The organism is Aliiglaciecola sp. SL4, assembly GCF_041538045.1.
GTDB lineage: Bacteria > Pseudomonadota > Gammaproteobacteria > Enterobacterales > Alteromonadaceae > Aliiglaciecola.
In genome coordinates this window covers 92,997-112,920 of sequence record NZ_JBGOSE010000006.1, presented here as the reverse complement: position 1 = coordinate 112,920, position 19,924 = coordinate 92,997, and the positions used below count along the sequence as shown (strand labels likewise).

Below are 19,924 nucleotides of genomic sequence, written 5' to 3'. Positions count from 1 at the left end.
AGAATAGCTAAAACAATAGTTTAGTTATTAGGTCTGAATTAGTTGGATAATTTATTTAGTGTTTAAAGAATTAAAAAATCCTTGGTTATTGAGCTTGTTCCTTACTATTAGTAGTGGGCAGGCTTTAGGAATTGACGTGGCATTAGAGGGTGTCGATGATGGCGCTCTAGAAACTAATATTACTGCTCATCTTAGTACCCTCTCGGCTCCAGCCGATTGTAGTTTATCGATAGATGAAAAAATTACTATTGAGAATAAAGTCACCGAAGCTAGTCAGGCATTCGGTTACTATAACGTGTCAATTGACTCTATTGGTTTCGATTCCCCTGAGAAATGCAGCTCACTTGAACTTACCATCACATCAGGTCCACAAGTAAAAATTACTCAACTGGATGTCATAGTTACCGGCGAAGGTAAAGATGACGAAGGGTTTAAATCGATAATTAACTCACTTCCGCTTAAAAAAGGGGAGCCACTAATTCATAACAAATATAAATCCGCCAAATCCAAATTTAACTCTGCCGCTTTAAATCGAGGCTTTTTTGATAGTAAATTTACAACCAGTGAAATAAAGGTTGATGTGGAGTCTAGTACTGCCGAAATACGTCTCGAATATCAGACAGGTCCTCGTTATCAGTTTGGTAAGTTAAAAATTCCACAGGACCAAAGAGCTTCGGAACTCATTATGCAGGTTTTGCCATTTAAAGTAGGTGAACCTTATTTGGCATCTAAGTTAGGCGAATTTAATCAAAGTTTGGGACAAACTGATTACTTTAGGCAAGTAGTTGCCCGCCCGCTATTGGAAGAAGCGGAACAAAATCAGGTTCCCATCGAAGTGGTTGCGGTAAGTCGACCAAGAGATATTTTCGATGTGGGCTTAGGAGGAGCTACCGATACTGGACCTAGGGTTACCCTCGGCTGGGAACGACCTTGGGTGAATAGCCGTGGTCACAGTATGAGTGCTGATATCTATGTGTCAGAACCCAAACAAACCGCTAGTGTTAGATACAAAATTCCAATTGAAGATCCGTTGAACAACTACGTTACCGCACAGTTTGGCTTAAAATCCATATATGATAATGATACGAACAGTGACACCATCTCTTTAGCCTTGCAGCGACACTGGACCGGTGAAGATAACGAGTGGAACAAAATCGCTTTCGTTCGCTTAGAACAATCACGCTTCCAACAAGCTGAAACTCCAGAGCAAACCACTACCCTGCTGATTCCCGGATTTACACTTTCCCGTCATCGCAGTAGAGGAGGTTTAGATGTTAATTGGGGTGATATGCAGCAACTCACCATAGAAACGGCAAGTGATGCGGTTATTTCTGATATCAACTTAGCCAGAGTTACTTTCCAAACTAAGTGGTTACGCAGTATTGGAGATCATCGATTTTTGGCACGTGCAGAGGTGGGCGCTCTTTCTACCAGTGACTTTGCTCAAGTGCCATCCGATTTACGTTACTTTACTGGTGGCGACCAAAGCGTCAGAGGGTTTGCATACCAATCATTAGCGCCTAGCCAAATTGATGAAGATGGAGAAGAAGGTGAGCTTTTAGGGGCGCGATACTTGAATGTTGCAAGTTTAGAATACAGTTACCCTGTGGCAGATGATTGGCGAGCGTCAATATTCACTGATGTCGGTGGAGCGAGTAATGAACCTTTGCAAGAGTTAGCTTATAGCGTGGGGATTGGAGCGAGTTGGATGTCACCAGTTGGACCCATACGAGTGTACCTCGCCAGTGGTCATGGTGATTACGGCAATTCAGTACGATTGCATTTAGCAATGGGGCCAGCTTTATGATGTGGTTAAAACGCACAGGGAAATGGACAGCATTTATACTGTTGTTTTTATTGGCTTTGCTAGGTTTTCTTTTCACTCCATGGGGAACTTCAGCGATCATTGCCATCGCTAACAACTCAGTTGAGGGCCTTAGAATTGAGCATAAATCGGGTGGTTTATTGGGTACCCTTGAATTACCCAAAATCGAGTATAAATCAGAAACTATTGATGTTGACCTAGGCAATTTCAAAACCAACATTGATTGGTCTTGCAGTATGCTAATACAAGTCTGCCTAAGTGATATTTCCTTGGCTAACGCCACCGTTTTCGTGGCAGAAACTGAGTCTACCGACAATCAAGAAAGTGTTGAGAAAGTTACTTTACCGGTGGCCGTGATTGCGCCGAACATCCAACTCAACAACCTATTGGTAGAGATTGAAAACGTCGCCATCCTTTCTTGGCAGTCATTATTCGCCAACCTAAATATGCACGATGTCTTAACTATAGAATCATTAGAAATTAATCAACCGAAAATCCTTTTAGCAAATCCTGAACCGTCAGTTGCAAAACAACCAACCCCAATAGATATTGCACAAATATCTAGTTGGCAATATCACCCCATTGAATTGCCGCCATTGAAGATCCCCATTGATTTGGATGCTAAAAACATAAATATTAGCAACGCCCTTGTGCTGCAAAATGAGCAGGAACTCTTTGCATTTAAGCGTTTAGTAACAGCAATTCGTATCGACGATAGCAGCCTTGCAGTTAATAACTTTGAGTTGCAACACGAACTAGTCGACCTGCAAGTCGATCTAACCCTAAGTCAAGATTATGTTTTAGCCCTTTCAAGTATTCTTAAGACAACGACTAATCATCAAAATCAACTAACTGTGGAAGCCACAGCTGATGGAGACTTAAACGCGTTAGAGTTTTACACTCAGGCGACGGGCGATATCAATGGCACAGCCAAAGGTTCGGCCACATTAAATTCATCAAAATTACCCGTAGATGTAGAAATTGACTGGCAACCTTTAACTCTGCCGTTAGAACAGCCTATCCAAATATCGTCAGGCAATCTTAGCTTAAAGGGTGATTTAGAAAACTACCAATTTGACCTACTAACTAGCTTGTCGGCAAGCAATATTCCTGAAACTCAGGTACAAATTGAGGCAAATGGTAACAATCAAAAAATTCAACTTAACAAGGGACAAATTAAGACTCTTGGTGGAAATATAAATAGCACCGCAGAGATTATTCTAACCGACCAAGCTCGCTGGCAAGGCAATACACAAGTTGAACAAATCCAACCGTCATTGTTCTGGGCGGATTTAGAGGGAAATATTAACGCCACCTTAAAACACAATGGGGTGTATGGCCCAAAAACCCTGCAAGCAAATGTCCAACAACTGAGCGCCGATGGTGATTGGCTAGGTTACCCTCTTGAAGCCAACGGCCAGGCTTTTTATGATAAAAGTACGGGGCTCGAGATCCCAAACTTAGTGCTGTCTAATGGTGACAACAGACTATCCATCAACGGAAAGTTGGATACTCAGAATGCACTGGAAGCCGTCATAAGCCTTAACGGTCAAGAGTTAACTCAGCTCTATCCAGACTTACAAGGAAACACTGAACTAAACGCATTGGTTTCTGGAACTTTGACTGAGCCAGCGATTGATTATCAACTTTCAGCCTCTCAACTTAAGTTCCAAACAATCTCACTACGCAGCTTAGTTTCTAACGGACAGGTTAAGTGGGACAAGAACAAACAATTTGATATCCGCACAGACCTTGAGCAATTAGTGATTAATCAACAATTAATTAATAATATTCAAATAGAGCTCAGTGGTGATGGAAAGCGACATGAGTTGATAACGTTGGTGGATAGCCAAGCCTTTAAAATAAACTCCAGAATCGAAGGACAACTTGAACAAACTAAGTGGACAGGTTTATGGGTAGAAGGCAACTTCACCAGTCAATGGGGGGCTTATTCTATAGAGCAACAAAAGCCGCAACTAATAGCTGACTGGCAAAATCAACACTATCAGATAGATGCGCACTGCTGGAATGATCAGCAAGCTGAGTTATGTGTTAATCAAGCCAGCTTCAAAGAACAAGTCGCGCAATTCGACGTGCATGGTAATCAACTTGAGTTATTACAAGTGGTGAGTCAATTCGTACCCCAGTTACAGAATATATCCACCGATACCCAGTTTTATTTTACCGCTAAAGGTAAGTGGGTAGTTAATACCTTACCCGTTGCAACTATTGCAGGACACTTTTCACCAAGCAATATTACTATTAAGGGTCTAAAAAAACCCATAGAGATGCAAATGTTAGCCTTTGATATGTCTATAGATGGTGAACAACTGGTATCCCATTTCGATTTTCAAACCCAAGCCTCAGGTGCTATTGGTGTAGACTTAACCATGAACGAACTTGAACAGAAGCGTAGTTTGCAAGGGAAGGTAAAATTAACCCAAATTTTAGCTAAGCCATACCAAGAACTAATCCCACAATTGACTGAATTATCAGGCTCAGTTAACGGAGATTTAGCCCTTTCTGGTGATTTAGAAACACCACTTTTAAATGGTAAGTTGCAACTCAAAAACTTCAATTTCACGGGAGAACAAATTCCTGGACGAGTGTCAGACTGGAACCAAGATATAGAATTTGGCGGTCAAAGTGCCAAACTAAATGGAGATTTCAAATTTGGTAACGGCAAAGGAAGTAGTTCGGGGTCTCTGGATTGGTCAGAACAGCTTATTGGTGACTTTAACCTGAAGGGCGATACTTTTGAATTGGAATATCGCGATATAGTCAGAACCCGATTTTCACCAAACTTACAAATAGATATGACTCAGGATGCGATTAATGTATCTGGTAACGCCGATGTATTTTATGCTCGCATTAAAGTCAAAGATCTACCGGAAAATGCTCAATCCCCTTCTGAGGACACTGTAATCCTCAACGCGCCAATTGAGGAAAAAACCGCGACTCGTGACCTAAATATGGTGTTCAGTGTCAATATTGATCCGCAAAAAAGTGATGATGTAAAACTAGACGCATTTGGTTTAGAAACCGACCTTCGTGGCGCTATAGAATTAAAACAGTCAAACCAGAAACTGACAGGCAACGGCAGCCTCAGTTTAATCAATGGTACTTATCAAGCTTATGGGCAAGATTTAGTGATTCAGAAAGGCAATATTATTTTCTCTGGCCCCTTAGATAACCCTCGCTTGGACATAAGGGCTATTCGTGACGAAACTAAAACCGAGGATAACGTAATTGCAGGTATTAAGGTGACAGGTGCTGCCGAGCAACCTTCAGTAGAAATATTCTCCGAACCAACGCTGATACAAAGCGAAGCCTTATCTTATTTATTAATGGGTCGCAGTTTAGGCAGTGAAAGCCAAGCTTCTAATGACCAAGTGCTTGCCGCTGCTCTGCTTAGCCAAGGGCTTACAGGAAGTGAAAATAAAGTAGATCAATTAGGCCGGAAATTAGGTATCGAAGATTTAGCCTTAGGCGCAAATAGCGGTGATGATGGTACACAAATTTCTTTATCTGGAAATATAGCGCCTGGCGTGCAATTAAGGTACGGCGTGAATGTGTTTGATTCGTCAACGGAAGTTGCCTTGCGTTACCAGATATTACCAAAACTATTTCTAGAAGCGACTAGCGGTGTTGAACAAGCTTTGGACATATATTATCAGTTTAGTTTGGAGTCTAACTCCAGCTCTGATAACGATTAACGACAATTCCATAACAGAGATAAATTGTACTCAGAAATTGTTGAATTTCATCCACGATAGTTAGCGCTAAATTCATTTAAATGGCTATTTGAATCAATTTTATGCAAATCAATTAGAACACTAAACAATTTAAAACTAGCTAAACTTGGTATGAACTGGACACTCCTTATTCAGGGGCTTGAATTCCGCCGACTTGTAACAGGGGCGCGGCATCGATATCTTCAGCATTCATCATTAAAGCCATTCTCTCCATAGTCGCAAGCATTTGCGATTGTTCCCATTCTTCCATGGCTTCAAAACGGGCAATAAAATGTTGCTGCAACAAGGTAGGTGAGCCTTTAATTGCCTCTTTGCCTGCTTCTGTGAGATGAATTTCGACTTTACGTTTATCAATCGCAGACCTTTCACGGATCGCAAATCCCCGACTTTCCAACCGATCAAGAATACTGGTTACAGTCGCAGAACTTAAATTTATGCTGTTTGCTATGTCCTTCACCATAACCCCATCGCTGTAAGAAATGTGCTGTAAGACAATAAGTTGCGGTGCGGTTAAGCCAGTTTCTTTACTCAATTTCTTTGAATACAAGTCAATTGCGCGGATGACTTTACGCAGAGAAACTAAAAGGGATTCGTATTTTTTCATGATGCTATTTAATCAATAATTTGCATTGAACTCTACCAAATAAAGGAAATAGCGCAATAAAAAAGCGTTTTAATATAATTAATCATAATTATTTATAAGAGAAAAGATGAATAATAATTCAAGTTATCTGAATATAAATTCACATACCAGTGGTTAGGGTAAATAGCTATCCATCATGATCATTGTTTTAACAAATGCCACCACTTGCTTATACCCCCCGTCGTTGCTTATTTGAGCAAAAAAAGGGATAATATAGTTCGTACACTAATTAATTCAATACAATTAATTAGCTTGAATCAAATTTATTAAAAATAACTAAGCAGGAAAAATGAATACGTTTAATTGGAAACGAATCGTAATTAAAGTGGGAAGCGCACTTATTGCACCTAAAAATCAAGGATGCAGTTCACACTTTCTATTGGGAATCGCACAATTTATTGTTAAATGTCGTGCTAAAGGAATTGAAGTAGTTTTGGTTTCGTCTGGTTCAGTGGCTGCAGGACGCCACCTTTTTAAATGTGAAACTGAGAACATTGCTATCAAAAAAGCAATGGCTGCAGCGGGACAAACCGAAATGATGGCGACATGGGACCGTTTGTTCGACTTTCCGTCTGCACAGATCCTCTTGACCCATGGTGACCTAAGAGATAGGGAACGCTATGTGAGCATTCGTGAAACTATTTTCACCTTACTCGAAAATGGCATTATCCCTATCATTAATGAGAATGATACCGTAACAACCGACAACTTGCGTGTAGGTGATAATGACAACCTAGCGGCTATGGTAGCAGGAGCAGCTGACGCAGATTCGCTGATCATCTGTTCCGACATCGATGGTCTATACGACAAAAACCCGCATACCCACGATGATGCCAAGCTTTTATCTTGGGTTTCAGTGATTGATGAAAGCATTTATAAAATGGCTGGTGGAGCCACCAGCGCGACCGGTACAGGCGGAATGCGGACTAAGATTGAAGCGGCTGAAAAAGCGGTTTCCCATGGCATTGATACCTTTATCGTCAATGGGTTTACCGAAATAACCTTTAACATGCTGCTGGAAGGCAAAAACCCTGGCACTCACTTCCAACCTTATGAAACCCCCATGAAAGAACACGAGCATTGGATGAAACATACGTCCAAAGAGCAAGGTGTGGTAGTGGTAGACAATGATGTGGATATTTCAGCCTTAGATAACGAAGAGTCTTTGACAAGTGATGAAATTCTCGAAATCAAAGGCAGCTTTTCAGTTGGCGATACTGTGCTTGTACGTAAAGACGACGGCACTCGATTAGCAAAAGCACGCTCAAACTACAGCAGTTGTCTTTTGACATTTATTGCTGAGCAGACCGATCAAGATTTTGCCAACGAATTTCAGCGTCAGACTGGGCCGATAATATCGGAGAAAAATATAGCACTATTGGAGAAACAATGAGTTTAATTAGAGACCTATCTCTACAGGCTGCCAAAGCAGCCAGAACACTAGCGGTATTAGATACCGACAAGAAAGACCGTGTATTACGAGACATGGCTAAAGCCCTGAGAAATGGCGAGCAACATATATTGAAAGCAAATAAAGTGGATTTAGATAATGCTAAACAAGCACAATTATCTGATGCCATGATGGACCGACTCACTTTGAATACTCAGCGAGTAGAAGATATGGCTGTGGGAATTGAAACCATAGTCGATCTAGCCGACCCTGTGGGTATCCAACGTGAATTGGGACAACGCCCCAACGGATTAGAAATTAGTAAAATGCGGGTCCCTCTTGGGGTAGTTTGCATGATTTATGAAGCACGCCCTAATGTTACAGCTGACGCTGGGGCCTTATGCTTTAAATCAGGAAACGCGGTAATTTTACGTGGTGGTAAAGAAGCGCTTGCTTCGAGTAAAGCGATTTCAGAAATTCTACAAAATGTATTGATCGAGCATGGTTTACCCCCTGAGCTTATTACTGTTGTACCTAACCCTGATCGAAAGTTGATGCAGGAATTATTAGAGCAGCGTGACTTTATTGATGTAGTGATCCCTCGCGGCGGAGAAGGCTTAATCAATTATGTTACCGAAAATAGTAAGATACCTGTCATTCAGCATTTTAAAGGGGTGTGTCATCTCTATTTTGACGCCGATGCTGATTTTGAAACAGCAATTCAATTGTTGATTAACGGCAAAACTCAGCGCACTGGCGTATGTAATGCAATTGAAGGGCTGGTTATTCACAAAGACATAGCCGAACAAATATTGCCCATCGTCAGCGATGTGTTACTTCGTCACTCAGTGACAATCAACGCTTGTGAACGCTCTGCCAAGCACATTGCACGTTGCAATGTCATTCAAGATGAAGACTTCGGTGAAGAGTATTTAGATTTGGAAATTGCGATCAAAACAGTCGACAGCATGGACGAAGCTCTAGATCACATTGCAAAATTCGGTAGTAACCATACTGAGGTAATTTGTACTCAAAACGAAGTATCTGCTAAACGTTTCCAGCGCAGTGTTGATGCCTCTGTAGTAATGGTTAACGCCTCTTCGCGCTTCTCCGACGGCAGTCAATTAGGCTTAGGTGCCGAGATAGGTATAGCAACCACAAAATTACATGCCTATGGACCCATGGGGTTAGAGTCATTAACCACCGAAAAATACTTAGTGAATGGCAACGGCCAAATACGCGCTTAGGTAATATGCCCAGAAAGTGTTGTGCCCTTTGATCAGTGCGCAATATAATAAACACTTCAGTAGATGCGAAAGCGAGCAATCGCTTTCGCATTTTTTTGTGACCTTTCTCAGTTAGACACCTTGAGATCACATCCTTCAAAAACTGTCTTGATTAACATAAGACAACAACCACCAGCCAGATAAACAGCTTGTAGCAGTGACAAAGGTTCCCCATGCCCAATCCTTCAGGGTGATACCTAACGGCCATCCCTCCAAGATTGCGTAATTCGTTAAATTATAGGCACCATAAGCCGCTAAGCCTAAAACAGCGCCGTCTAAAAACACCTGCCACCACTGTGCATCTATATTTTTCAGCACCACCAAATACACTGCCGCAGCACAATACAACAAATAGAAGGTTACCCAAGGAGTCATAGGGTAAGACTCTCGCAACATCCCCTGCATGGCCTCAAGATAACTATTTTTAGCAACTACCCCCAGCCAGATACCATCCAAAATAAGGTAACAGACCGCAACTCCCCCATAAGCAATGAAAAATGACTTCACTTTTTACTCCCTGTGGTTGTTTAAATTTAAACATCAGGTATTTATACCCCTCAAGTCTGAAAAAGATACATTTGCGCTGTAATAATTTCCGTCACCAAGGCTGATGGCTTACCTTTTGAAAACCTCTAAGAAACAGTTAATCATTATTTTTCAATAACTTAAATTAACTGATACGTTATGGCATTAAGTTCGCAATACCCTACTTAGTAATGACCATTTTAATCAAATAACATTTGTTAGGGAGAATCCAATGGAAATTTTTGAAGCAATTCGTAGAGATCATGAAAAGCAACGTCTTCTGATGAAGATATTAGTCGAAACCTCAGGAGATACTGAGAGTCGTCGAGATTTTTATGCCGAACTAAAACAAGCGCTTATAGATCATGCTATCGCCGAAGAACGTTATTTTTACTCGCCGTTGATGAAGTCTGATCAAACTATTGAACAATCAAGACATGCTATTGCTGAGCACCATGAAATTGATGAGTTACTTGAAAAGCTGGATGAGACTGAAATGACATCACCTGCTTGGTTAGCAACCATGAAAAAGCTTAAACATTTAGTCGAACACCACTTAGCAGAGGAAGAACAAGAGTTTTTCCAACAAGCAGGCAAAGTATTATCGGCTTCTCAAAAAGATAACCTTGCTGACAAGTATCAAGGTGAAATGGAGAAAGCCCACTAAATTAATTGTTCCTCTCCCCTTACTTAGGGTCCTGTTGCTCTGATTGAATTCTAGAGCAAGCCATCGTTCTCATCACTACCGAGAGCGGTGGTTTTTTTTATTAGATAGATTGTTTACCCCCTTGCTACTAACCAAATTAAATTATCACTGGATGAAGATTTCAAAACCTAGAAAAGCTACAGCATAGATTCCACCGAAACTTTAAAGCCAGCTACGAGTAATGTTGATTATTTATGGAAAACTTTACTTTTATGCTTTTAAATGGCGGTAAATAATGAAAAGATCCCTCCACTTAATTCATCAGAGCAGCAACTTCTATGGCACGTTTAAATCAAAGGATAGTGAATTTTGTTTGTCTTATCAGTCTATTTAGTAGTCAACTCACTATGGCCCAAGTCATTAGTGATTCGGAGTTGGAAGTTAAACCGGCTGAGACCGAGGAAACCATCACTGAAAAGCGCGATGCCTCTGATGATCTAGCATTAAAAATCCCTTTCGCAATAACCCAGTACAAAACCAATTATATTTTGCCAATTTCTTATGTAAAAGACCCTAATACTATTGGTGTGACAGAACTGGATTCTGAGAACGTCGATAATCTAGAAGCAAAATATCAAATCAGTGTGAAACTGCCGATCCATATAAATGAAGATAACCTATCAGGGATATACGCGGGTTTCAGTGTCACCTCATTTTGGCAAGTATACAATGACGAAGCATCAAAGCCATTTCGAGAAACCAACTACGAACCAGAGATTTTCTATTTTTGGAAAACTCAGTATCGTTTTCTAGGTATAAAATTCGACCAAGTTCACTTAGGTTTAAATCATAATTCCAATGGACAAAGTGGTTTAAAATCTAGAAGTTGGAACCGCCTATATGCTTCTGCTTTGTTTAGCGATAAAGATTCAGTTTACTATTTAAAAGCTTGGTATCGAATTCCAGAAGATGAAAAGGAAACCATCAACAGCCCTGAAGGCGATGACAATCCAGATATTACTGATTATTTAGGCCACTTTGAAATAGGTTATGGTAAGAAAGTCGGCAATTTCAATTTTCTTACTTTATTAAGAAACAATTTAAAATCAGATAATAAAGGCAGTATTGAGTTGAATATCACCTATCCTTTAAATAAACGATACGATGTGGTTTTCCAATATTTTAACGGATACGGCGATTCTTTGATTGATTACAATCGTCACCAACAGCGATACGGAATAGGGATTCAGCTCAAATATTTATAATAAATATTCTTATTTCTAGGAAACACTTTAAAAATAAAATGTAAAAACTACGAAAGGGTCTGTATTTATTGCGCCGTCAATCGAAAACCGACAATTGTAAATAAAGTTTTTCATATAATTCAATAAGATAAAAGCCAGTAAGGTTGGCACGCAGTTCGCTTTACTTTGTCGAGTAGATTCAGTTTTCGATATAGGTGAAGTATGTTTATTATAAAATACTATGGGCTGGGTGGTTTACTTTCTTTAGCACTTGCTTTGCTAGTGGATAGTTTGTTGCTTAAAGCACTGTTTATCTGGGTTGGTTTTTCACTGGTCTTAGTTGCCTTTGCCTACGCTCTTCAATCACCTAAAATTTTCAGAAAAAAAATTGATGGGTCTATCCCCTTTTACGTGAAGTGGGTTTTTATCCCGTTCTTTTTTGGTGTGCAATTGTACAACGCTTGGGCGCGCAAAAAAGATAGTGTTCCACCCATCCAGAAAATTCGCGAAAACCTTTTTTTAGCTTGCCGTCTTTTCCCTTCAGACATGCCAGAGTTGAATCACTTAAATGTTAAAGCCGTACTCGATGTTACTGCAGAGTTTGACGGGCTAGATGTGTCAGCACAGGGTGAAAATATGGATTATTTAAATGTCCCGGTATTAGATCACCAAAGCCCCTCTAAAGAAGATCTTTTGCAAGCCATCAGTTGGTTAGACAACCATATAAAAGCCGGCAAAGGTGCGGTAGTGCATTGTGCATTAGGTAGGGGCCGCTCTGTATTAGTGATGGCTGCCTATTTACTAAGTAAAAACCCTGAGCTAAGGGTGGAAGAGGCTATTCAAGAGATTAACCAAACACGCTCTACTGCTCGTTTGAATAAACATCAACTCAAAAAATTAAAAGATCTGCACAGCCAAGGGGTATTCACACAAAAGAACCGACTTGCGATTGTGGCAAACCCTGTTGCTGGCGGCGGTAAATGGCAAGACAGCAAAGAAGAAATTATTCAACGCTTATCTCCTCACTACGATCTTGAAATATACCAAACCACACCAGATCAAGATGGCAAAGAAATGGCACAAAAAGCCATTAAACAAGGAGCTAAGTATATAGTGGCTTGTGGCGGTGATGGCACTTTGACAGAGGTGGCTTCGCAAATTGTTAATACAGATCTTACCTTAGGTATAATGCCGATGGGGACAGCGAATGCTCTTGGTCATGCCTTGTATGGGCCAGCATCTAAAGTATCCCCCGTGAGCGTCGCATGTAATGCTATTGTTGAGGGTAGTGAAAAGTTAATTGATACAGCTACATGTAACGATGAACTTGTTCTATTAGTCGTTGGTATCGGTTTCGAACAAAAGATGATTGAAAAAGCCGATCGTGATGAAAAGAACAATAGTGGTCAACTAGCCTATATTGGTGCTTTGTACGATGCCATAGAAGTCAACAATTCGGCTAACTTGAGCATTCAAATAGACGATAATGATCCCCAATCCATTCATACTGGTAGCTTAGTTATCGCCAATGCAGCACCAGCTACAACGGTGTTAGCTCAAGGTGGCGGTCTACCCGATTTTACTGATGGGTTATTAGATGTTACTTGGCTCACTAAGACTTCAACAGCCAGGGAAAATTACCTCAAACTTGCCCAACTGGCATTGCGAACCCTAATTGATAGTGACGATAACGACAATATCCATCATCTTACAGCCAAGAAAATAACGGTTAACGGCGAAGGAAAGCTGAAGTATGTTGTGGATGGGGAGAACCGTGAAGCAGATAGTATTCAGGTTACTCAACAACCCCAGTCATTAAAAGTTTTCACTCATCTGGATAATTAGAACTTATCAGCGAAGTAAGCACTACCACGTCACTTTTTTGTATCGATAACCGGTACGCAATGTTGCTGTAACATTGTTAAACCTACAAGTTGTTCTAGAATTACTATGTAAATTTTACTCTCCATTCAAGCTCGTCAAGTTTGAAAAATTCAAAAAAGCAATATTATTCAACACCTTACTCTATGGCACGAATGCTGAATGTTAAATATGGTTGCATAGTGTTTTACAAAAAATTGCTATATAGGGTGCTAGCAGCAAGGCACTTCGAAACCGAAACAAGCTCATTAAGGAGTTGAAAATGTCAGTTAATAGTAATGCTCAAGAAGATCAACAGGAAAGTAATCGCACACTCCTCAAAGCTGTCATCCAAATGTGTCGCTTAGGCGGCGATTTTTATAACCTTATAGGTCAAAATATTAAGCACTATGCTGTTAAGCAAGTATGCTTCGATACCGCTAAAAGTTACTTCAAGCAAATCCCTGAGCTTGTGAAAATTGGTGAAGAACACTACAACTTGCCTGAACAAGAAACCATGACCTCCACCTCCATCGAAGATTATTATCAGAATGTTTTAAGTAAACAGGTCGGTTTGAGTCCCTCAGATTTGGTTCAGCATCTCATTGAAGTTGAAGAACAACATTTAGGCCAATTAAATGATGCAGTTAGCGCCACCAGCGAACTCGAAGTAAAAGCAGCCATTGCCAATGTAGTCGCTCAAATCGTAGTGACCTATCAAAAGCTGACAGAATTAACATCTGCAATTTCAGATAAAGAAACATCGTAGACGTACAGGTAATCAACATGGAACTAATAGAGATTGATAAATTTTGGACCTTAATTCACGACAAATTAGAGGGATGGCTCGAATCAGGAGTTAAACATTTACCTAATTTTGTCGTCGCCATTCTTCTTGCCATTTTATTCGGCATTATTGCTAAATTCGTGGGAAGAGGTGTCCGTAATGTATTGCGCAGAACCTTAGAGTCGAAACAAATCGCAGACCTGCTGGCATCGATTATTAAAGCGATGGTGTTAGTAGCTGGGCTGTTTATAGCCCTAGACTTCCTGGGTTTGACTGGCACAGTCACCTCATTATTAGCAGGTGCAGGCATCGTCGGTTTAGCCTTAGGGTTTGCCTTTCAAGATATGGCAGAAAATCTTATTGCAGGGATTGCTATGGGTATTCGTAAACCGTTTCAAATTGGTGATGTAATCGAAGCAGACAAAGTATTCGGAACGGTACAAACCATCAATCTGAGAAATACCCTAGTAGAAACTTTCTTTGGTCAAATTGAAGTCATTCCAAACAAAATACTTTTCCGAAATATTCTAACTAACTATTCATCTACTGGACGACGACGGATAGAGGTACCTGTAGGGATATCCTATGGAGATGACCCTGAACAAGCCGCCGAAAAACTAGTAGAGGTAATTAATCAGTGTGAGTTTGTGATTAATAAGGAAGAAACTGCTGTCTTTGCAGAGGGCTTTGGCGCTAGCAGTGTAGATTTATTAGTTTGGTTTTGGATTAAATACCCCGGCCAAACGGGGTTTATGCAAGCCAGACACGAAGCCATTGTGAAGATTAAAAAAGCCTTAGAAGAAGCAGATATCCTGATCCCTTTCCCCATCAGAACACTCGATTTTGGTGCCAAAGGCGGTGAGAAACTGAATACAATGCTAAGCAGTAAGCATAACAATGATAAAGGTGAAAACTCTGCTAACGACTCGGAGTCAACTCCCCAATCGGAACAAGGTTCCAATAACGAGCCGAATTAATAACCTCGGTTCCTAAAGTTTCACGGACTCAAAAAGCATATTGAGTCCGTGCAACCTTTTGATAATAACCTACGGAAATCCAGCTAAGTAGTATGCTGGATTTCTAACTCTGCTGTACCTCATAAAAACCTTTTACAACACAATCCAACTAGCAGATACAATACCGTCTGATGCTCATCCAAAAATCCGTATTCTTTGCAGAAAAACCCTCTAAATTAACAATCTAACCCTTAAACTGAATATTTGAACGATGGTTATATGCTTCACTTTGAAGAATCAACATGACCATAAAACAGACTATAGATATCAGTTAGAAATGAAAAGTATTGAGAGTAGTAACTCATGAATAGGATGTTAGTTTCCCATGACAGTTAAAATGAAAAATCGCTCACTAGAAGAGATCATCCTTTTAGCGATTACCGGTTCAGCAACTTTAATATTATTTCCTTTTTTTATTTTAACCTTCTTAGGCGATGACAAAGCTCACATCCTAGTGGACTTTATTGCAGTCAGTGGAATTTTCATCACATTTCTTGGGGTTTGGTTTACCAGGAAGATTAAATTATTTAGTGGTTTATTTGCCATTGTTGCTCAAGTAACCATCATACTGGCCATTTATTTTAAAGGCGCCGCCTTAATTTACTGGGTTTTTCCTATCATCATAGCCAGTTTCTACTTGCTACCCACTGTAATTGCAGGCTTATTCAACGCTGTTTTAATTATTATTGTTTGCTTGATGACTTACGAGCAATTTGACAGTTTCACCCTACCTCGTATTATCGCTGCCTTTCTCGTCACCAATGCTTTTTCGTTAATATTTTCAGTTTTTATGCAAAATAAAAATCGACAGTTAATGGCAAAAGGTAAAATTAACCACTTGCACACTAAAATTCTCGAGTTAATCGTAAAGTCTAATGAACTCTCCAAGGTGCTACCTGCTATTACTCAAGCCATAGAAAACGAAATCCCAGAAGCCATGTGCGGAATTTTATTAATCGATAAAAAAGGCGAAAGCTTATCCTTAGGGGCAGCCCCAAAGCTTCCCGAATTTTATAATAAAGGTGTAGATGGCTCACCTATAGGCCCTGGAATGGGGCCCTGCAGCGAAGCCGCTTATACGGGAAAAAGAGTCATCGTGTCTGATATTGCGGCACAGGCTAATTCGATTGCATGGGCAAAATTGGCGCAGAAAGCGGGGTTAGCAACCTGTTGGTCCGAGCCAATCATTGGCAATCAAGGGAATGTACTTGGCACTTTTTGCATTTACTACAATAAAGTGACCACCCTAAAAAATTCCGAATTTAAGCTCATTAAACAATTTGTAAACCTTGCTCGTATCGCAATAGAACGACAAAGAGCAGATCAAATTATATGGCAACAAGCCCATTATGACAGTTTAACAAATCTACCAAATCGTAACCTATTGCATGAACACTTAGCTAACTCCATCGCTAATGCCCAACGAGATTCTAAACAACTTGCGATTGCAATGTTGGACCTAGATAACTTTAAGGGTGTAAACGACACTTTAGGTCATGAGGCTGGCGATACTGTGCTAGTTGAATGTGCCAAACGAATAACAAGCTGTATTCGAAATAACGACATTGCTGCGCGCTTAGGTGGAGACGAATTTATTGTGGTGTTTATCGGCACCACTTTGCCTGAAGATGTTAAACATGTCGCTAAAAAGCTCTCAGAGACACTAGCGCAACCATACAAACTCGCAGGCAAAGATGTTTTTTGTACTGCCAGTATCGGAATTGCCTTGTTTCCAAAGGATGCCCAAAGTATTGATGCTTTATTCAGAAATGCTGATCAAGCAATGTATACCGCGAAAACCAAAGGACGCAATGCAATTCACTACTTCGTTGATGAAAGTGATCTGAACAACGACTGAGTTTAAAGTCGTATTACCACTGAACAAGCCCTAAACTTTCCCGAAGTTTTAATATATGTTCAGGAGCACCTTCTCGATCGAAGCTGTCGTGCCAACGCCAATAGTTGGTATGGGTAAATAATCGCGGGTAACGATTAGGGTAAGCGGCTTCGACATCAATATCTAAAATAGGTGAATCAGGTTGTTCTTCAGACACCATATCTTTTGATATTTGAGGGTTTGCAAAAGCTCTACTTACTGGACCCGATATCAGGTCTCCAAAGAAAATATTAAAGGGTTTTGAGTAGATATTTGTCCATCGCACTAAACTAAAAACCGCACCATGATGCAAAAACTTATCATCTCCAGTTTGGTAATAGTAATGTTCATTCTCCTTCACAGGTGGCGATGTAGGATATTCACGGTCTAGTTTTCTATCTACAAAGTCCATTTTATTATCAAACAATAAAAAATCTGCATACGTTAGAGGACTACCTAAGGTAACTAGATCCGACACTAGCCATTGCGACGTTGCGCTATTTTCGCCGCGTGCTTCGCCATCACGCTTTAACTGTTCAAATAATTTAAGTTGAAGTTTACGATACTCATCAACGTTAGGAAGATGATCCATATTTTCCATTTCATGAATTAATTTTAACGCCCCCTCAGACAGGGGTAACGACTCCCCAGCGGCATTTTTGAACTTATTTTTACGAGCCCAATATTGAATTAACACATCATAGGCAATGATCGAACCTAAACTATGACCAACAAGAACAATGCGGTCATACTTCCCAGTTTGGGCGATACTTTCCAGTAATTTAACGCCGCCATCTCGAATCTCTTTTCTGACTTTGATATTAGATGGCGTAGCCGTGATGTACCTAGCCACATCACCGAGATAGCTGACGATTTTTGCAACTGCAATACTTAAAATAACAAGTAAAACAGGGCTAATATACAGTTCATAGATCTTATGTAGACTCGCACCTCCTTGGCCTTTATCTGTAGGTTCGAAAAAGTTAATAGAAACTAAAATTACTAATATGGTAAAGATTAACCCCCACAATAAATAAATCATCGGCTTTAAAGCGGAAGGATAATCACTAGGTTTACGTCTTAACATTGAGAAAACCCACCCCCGCAAATGCTCCAAAGTGGTACCAACAGTGTGATGCGCCCAGTAATATTCGTAAAAGTCGACTCGAGACGTGGTTTCTTTTGAGGAACTATTTTTAATAGTGGCGTAATCAGTAGTAAGACGACGGTGCTCAAAAGAACCGGATACTTCACTGGGCTTATTCCAAAAGCGAGTATTATCTAAATTGGTATCTTTTACCCAAACCGATTTAACAAACTCTCTTACCGTTTCCATTGGCCTCTGTTCACCAATACCGTGAACTAGGACCACCGCTTGTTTTTTTGTTTTCGCCATCAAGATTCCCTCCCTTTAATTAGATTAGTATAAACTTTAAGCTATTTTTCGCTAATGAATATTTCAAATGATTAACACAAACAGGTTGCTCAAGTTTAATGTAAATAACCGATGACACTAAATAGGCAAAGGGTAGCGTCTATAAACTAGTAATAAAAGGGCAAAATTGCTAACGCACCCCCTTTAGTTACATATTATGGTTTGCTATGGGATAATATTTATTGGTGGCTCCTGAACCTCATCTAATGTCGCTTAAATGATAGTGAACTCAAATTAAACCCAACAAAACTTTAGTGATTTTGACGCCTTTTTAAAAAGATAATCCATTGATAAATTCCAATTCTCAAATCAAAAAAATATGGCACTTGCATGGCCTCTCGCATTTAACGCCTTGCTAGTTCAGTCCATGTTGATGATTGATACATTGTTAGTTGCACCTTTAGGTGAACTGTCAGTCGCCGCCATGGGCATTGCCACCACTATTGTTGCTTTTGTATTGGGAATTGAAATTGCAATTGGCAACGGTATACAGCTTCTGGTTGGTCGCGCATTTGGTACAAAGAGCCAAGCTGAACTTGCTATCGCCTATTGGTCAGGATTAGTCATAAATATCTCTACTGCTTTAATTTTTATGCTCGTTTTAACCGTTTTTAGTTCGCAACTCGTTGCCGGTATCACCGATAACCCCGAACTCGCAAAATTAACCGAATCATATATTTCAATTATTAAGTACATCGTATTGCTCACCGCATACACCCAAGTAAGCACGGCATTTTGTAATGGCATAGGAAATACTACGGTGCCGTTTAAAGGGTTTATGATTGAACTGCCGGTGAATGCACTATTGAGTTACATCCTCATCAATGGTGTAGCTGACTACCCAGGAATGGGACTAGAAGGGGCTGCTTGGGGAAGTCTGATTTCAGTACTTTTAAGAGCTGTATTTTTATTCTTTGCCCTTAAATTAAATAAGAAAGTGGACATCACTTATCCGGTAAATAGACCACTAATCACAGAAATACGGCCGCAATTCGCGGAGATATTTCCCATCGCAGCTAACTTTTTTGTTCTTTTTGTTGGCGCAACCGTCTACCAATTATTATTTGCACAATTGGATCTATACGCGTTTGTAGCCATTACTTTAATCTTTCCTTGGGTACGTGCTGGCACCCAATTTCCAAACGCTTGGGCTCAAGCTTCTGCAATCAGCATCAGTCAGGCATTGGGGCAAATAGAGAAACAAGACCTGAAATTGTTTATCGCTAAATGCATTAAAATCGGCATGATCATATCAATTGTAATCGCCCTAATATTTTTGATATTGAGCCAGAATATTCAGTATATTTACCCAGATATCGAGAATGAAGTGCAAATGGCTTTATTGCTCATAGCTCCGTTGTACATGATTCTACCGATAATCAGAGCCTACAATACTGTGACAGGAAATATTCTACGAGCTTTAGGAAATAGTAATCTAGTATTAAAAATTCACCTTATCACCCAGTGGGCGATTTCGCTGCCAATATGCGCACTTTTAATTCTACATTTCGAGGTTTCAGTGTTTTGGGCATTTGCAATGATACCCATAGAAGAACTTCTTAAAGTGCTTCCGTTTTACCGTTACAAGCAATTTTATATAAAGCGTTTAATTGCCCAATAAAAAAAGCGCCAGAGG

Annotated in this window: 14 protein-coding genes; 11 read left to right on the top strand and 3 right to left on the bottom strand. The window is 40.1% G+C overall.

Translation table 11 applies throughout. The features are described 5' to 3' along the window. The first annotated feature begins 58 nt into the window (after window positions 1-58). Window positions 59-1,807: an autotransporter assembly complex family protein gene (locus tag AB6T38_RS10695; protein WP_372547311.1), complete on the top strand. Its 1,749-nt coding sequence runs from the start codon at window positions 59-61 to the stop codon at window positions 1,805-1,807. Continuing rightward, window positions 1,804-5,541: a translocation/assembly module TamB domain-containing protein gene (locus AB6T38_RS10690; RefSeq protein WP_372547310.1), complete on the top strand. Its 3,738-nt coding sequence runs from the start codon at window positions 1,804-1,806 to the stop codon at window positions 5,539-5,541. The genes AB6T38_RS10695 and AB6T38_RS10690 overlap by 4 nt, the downstream gene beginning before the upstream one ends. Before the next feature lie 166 nt (window positions 5,542-5,707). Here AB6T38_RS10690 and AB6T38_RS10685 read toward each other — a convergent pair whose 3' ends face one another. Next, window positions 5,708-6,184 (bottom strand): MarR family winged helix-turn-helix transcriptional regulator, encoded by a 477-nt coding sequence (locus tag AB6T38_RS10685; protein WP_372547309.1) that lies wholly within the window; start codon window positions 6,182-6,184, stop codon window positions 5,708-5,710. Window positions 6,185-6,512: 328 nt separating this feature from the next. Between AB6T38_RS10685 and proB the strand changes: the two genes are divergently transcribed. Together proB and AB6T38_RS10675 are read left to right on the top strand one after the other, a co-directional pair. Continuing rightward, window positions 6,513-7,616, top strand: a complete 1,104-nt coding sequence (proB, locus tag AB6T38_RS10680) for a glutamate 5-kinase (protein ID WP_372547308.1) — start codon at window positions 6,513-6,515, stop codon at window positions 7,614-7,616. Then, window positions 7,613-8,860: a glutamate-5-semialdehyde dehydrogenase gene (locus tag AB6T38_RS10675; RefSeq protein WP_372547307.1), complete on the top strand. Its 1,248-nt coding sequence runs from the start codon at window positions 7,613-7,615 to the stop codon at window positions 8,858-8,860. Before proB ends, AB6T38_RS10675 begins: the two co-directional genes overlap by 4 nt. A 135-nt stretch (window positions 8,861-8,995) precedes the next feature. On the opposite strand, the gene AB6T38_RS10670 is transcribed toward AB6T38_RS10675, so the two are convergent. Beyond that, a complete protein-coding gene (locus AB6T38_RS10670; protein ID WP_372547306.1) occupies window positions 8,996-9,406 on the bottom strand; it encodes a DUF2177 family protein in 411 nt (136 codons plus the stop codon). A gap of 250 nt (window positions 9,407-9,656) precedes the next feature. Here AB6T38_RS10670 and AB6T38_RS10665 point away from each other — a divergent pair, with 250 nt between their 5' ends. From AB6T38_RS10665 to AB6T38_RS10640, 6 genes are all read left to right on the top strand, one after another. Then, entirely contained in the window at window positions 9,657-10,091 is a 435-nt protein-coding gene (locus tag AB6T38_RS10665; RefSeq protein ID WP_372547305.1) for a hemerythrin domain-containing protein, read from the top strand. Window positions 10,092-10,408: 317 nt separating this feature from the next. Further along, window positions 10,409-11,335: a phospholipase A gene (locus tag AB6T38_RS10660; RefSeq protein WP_372547304.1), complete on the top strand. Its 927-nt coding sequence runs from the start codon at window positions 10,409-10,411 to the stop codon at window positions 11,333-11,335. 201 nt (window positions 11,336-11,536) lie between these two features. Continuing rightward, window positions 11,537-13,159 carry a diacylglycerol kinase family protein gene (locus tag AB6T38_RS10655; RefSeq protein ID WP_372547303.1) on the top strand — a complete coding sequence of 541 codons (1,623 nt, stop codon included), beginning with the start codon at window positions 11,537-11,539 and terminating at the stop codon, window positions 13,157-13,159. Between the two features lie 298 nt (window positions 13,160-13,457). Then, window positions 13,458-13,943: a hypothetical protein gene (locus AB6T38_RS10650; RefSeq protein ID WP_372547302.1), complete on the top strand. Its 486-nt coding sequence runs from the start codon at window positions 13,458-13,460 to the stop codon at window positions 13,941-13,943. Window positions 13,944-13,960: 17 nt separating this feature from the next. Continuing rightward, on the top strand, window positions 13,961-14,938 hold the full coding sequence (locus AB6T38_RS10645) for a mechanosensitive ion channel family protein (protein ID WP_372547301.1): 978 nt from the start codon (window positions 13,961-13,963) through the stop codon (window positions 14,936-14,938). Window positions 14,939-15,302: 364 nt separating this feature from the next. Next, window positions 15,303-16,835: a diguanylate cyclase domain-containing protein gene (locus tag AB6T38_RS10640; RefSeq protein ID WP_372547300.1), complete on the top strand. Its 1,533-nt coding sequence runs from the start codon at window positions 15,303-15,305 to the stop codon at window positions 16,833-16,835. A 13-nt stretch (window positions 16,836-16,848) separates the two neighbouring features. Here the strand turns inward: AB6T38_RS10640 and AB6T38_RS10635 are convergent, their stop codons facing one another. Beyond that, on the bottom strand, window positions 16,849-18,249 hold the full coding sequence (locus AB6T38_RS10635) for a hypothetical protein (RefSeq protein WP_372547299.1): 1,401 nt from the start codon (window positions 18,247-18,249) through the stop codon (window positions 16,849-16,851). Window positions 18,250-18,607: 358 nt separating this feature from the next. Here AB6T38_RS10635 and AB6T38_RS10630 point away from each other — a divergent pair, with 358 nt between their 5' ends. Continuing rightward, a complete protein-coding gene (locus tag AB6T38_RS10630) occupies window positions 18,608-19,909 on the top strand; it encodes an MATE family efflux transporter (protein WP_372547298.1) in 1,302 nt (433 codons plus the stop codon). Window positions 19,910-19,924: the final 15 nt, after the last annotated feature.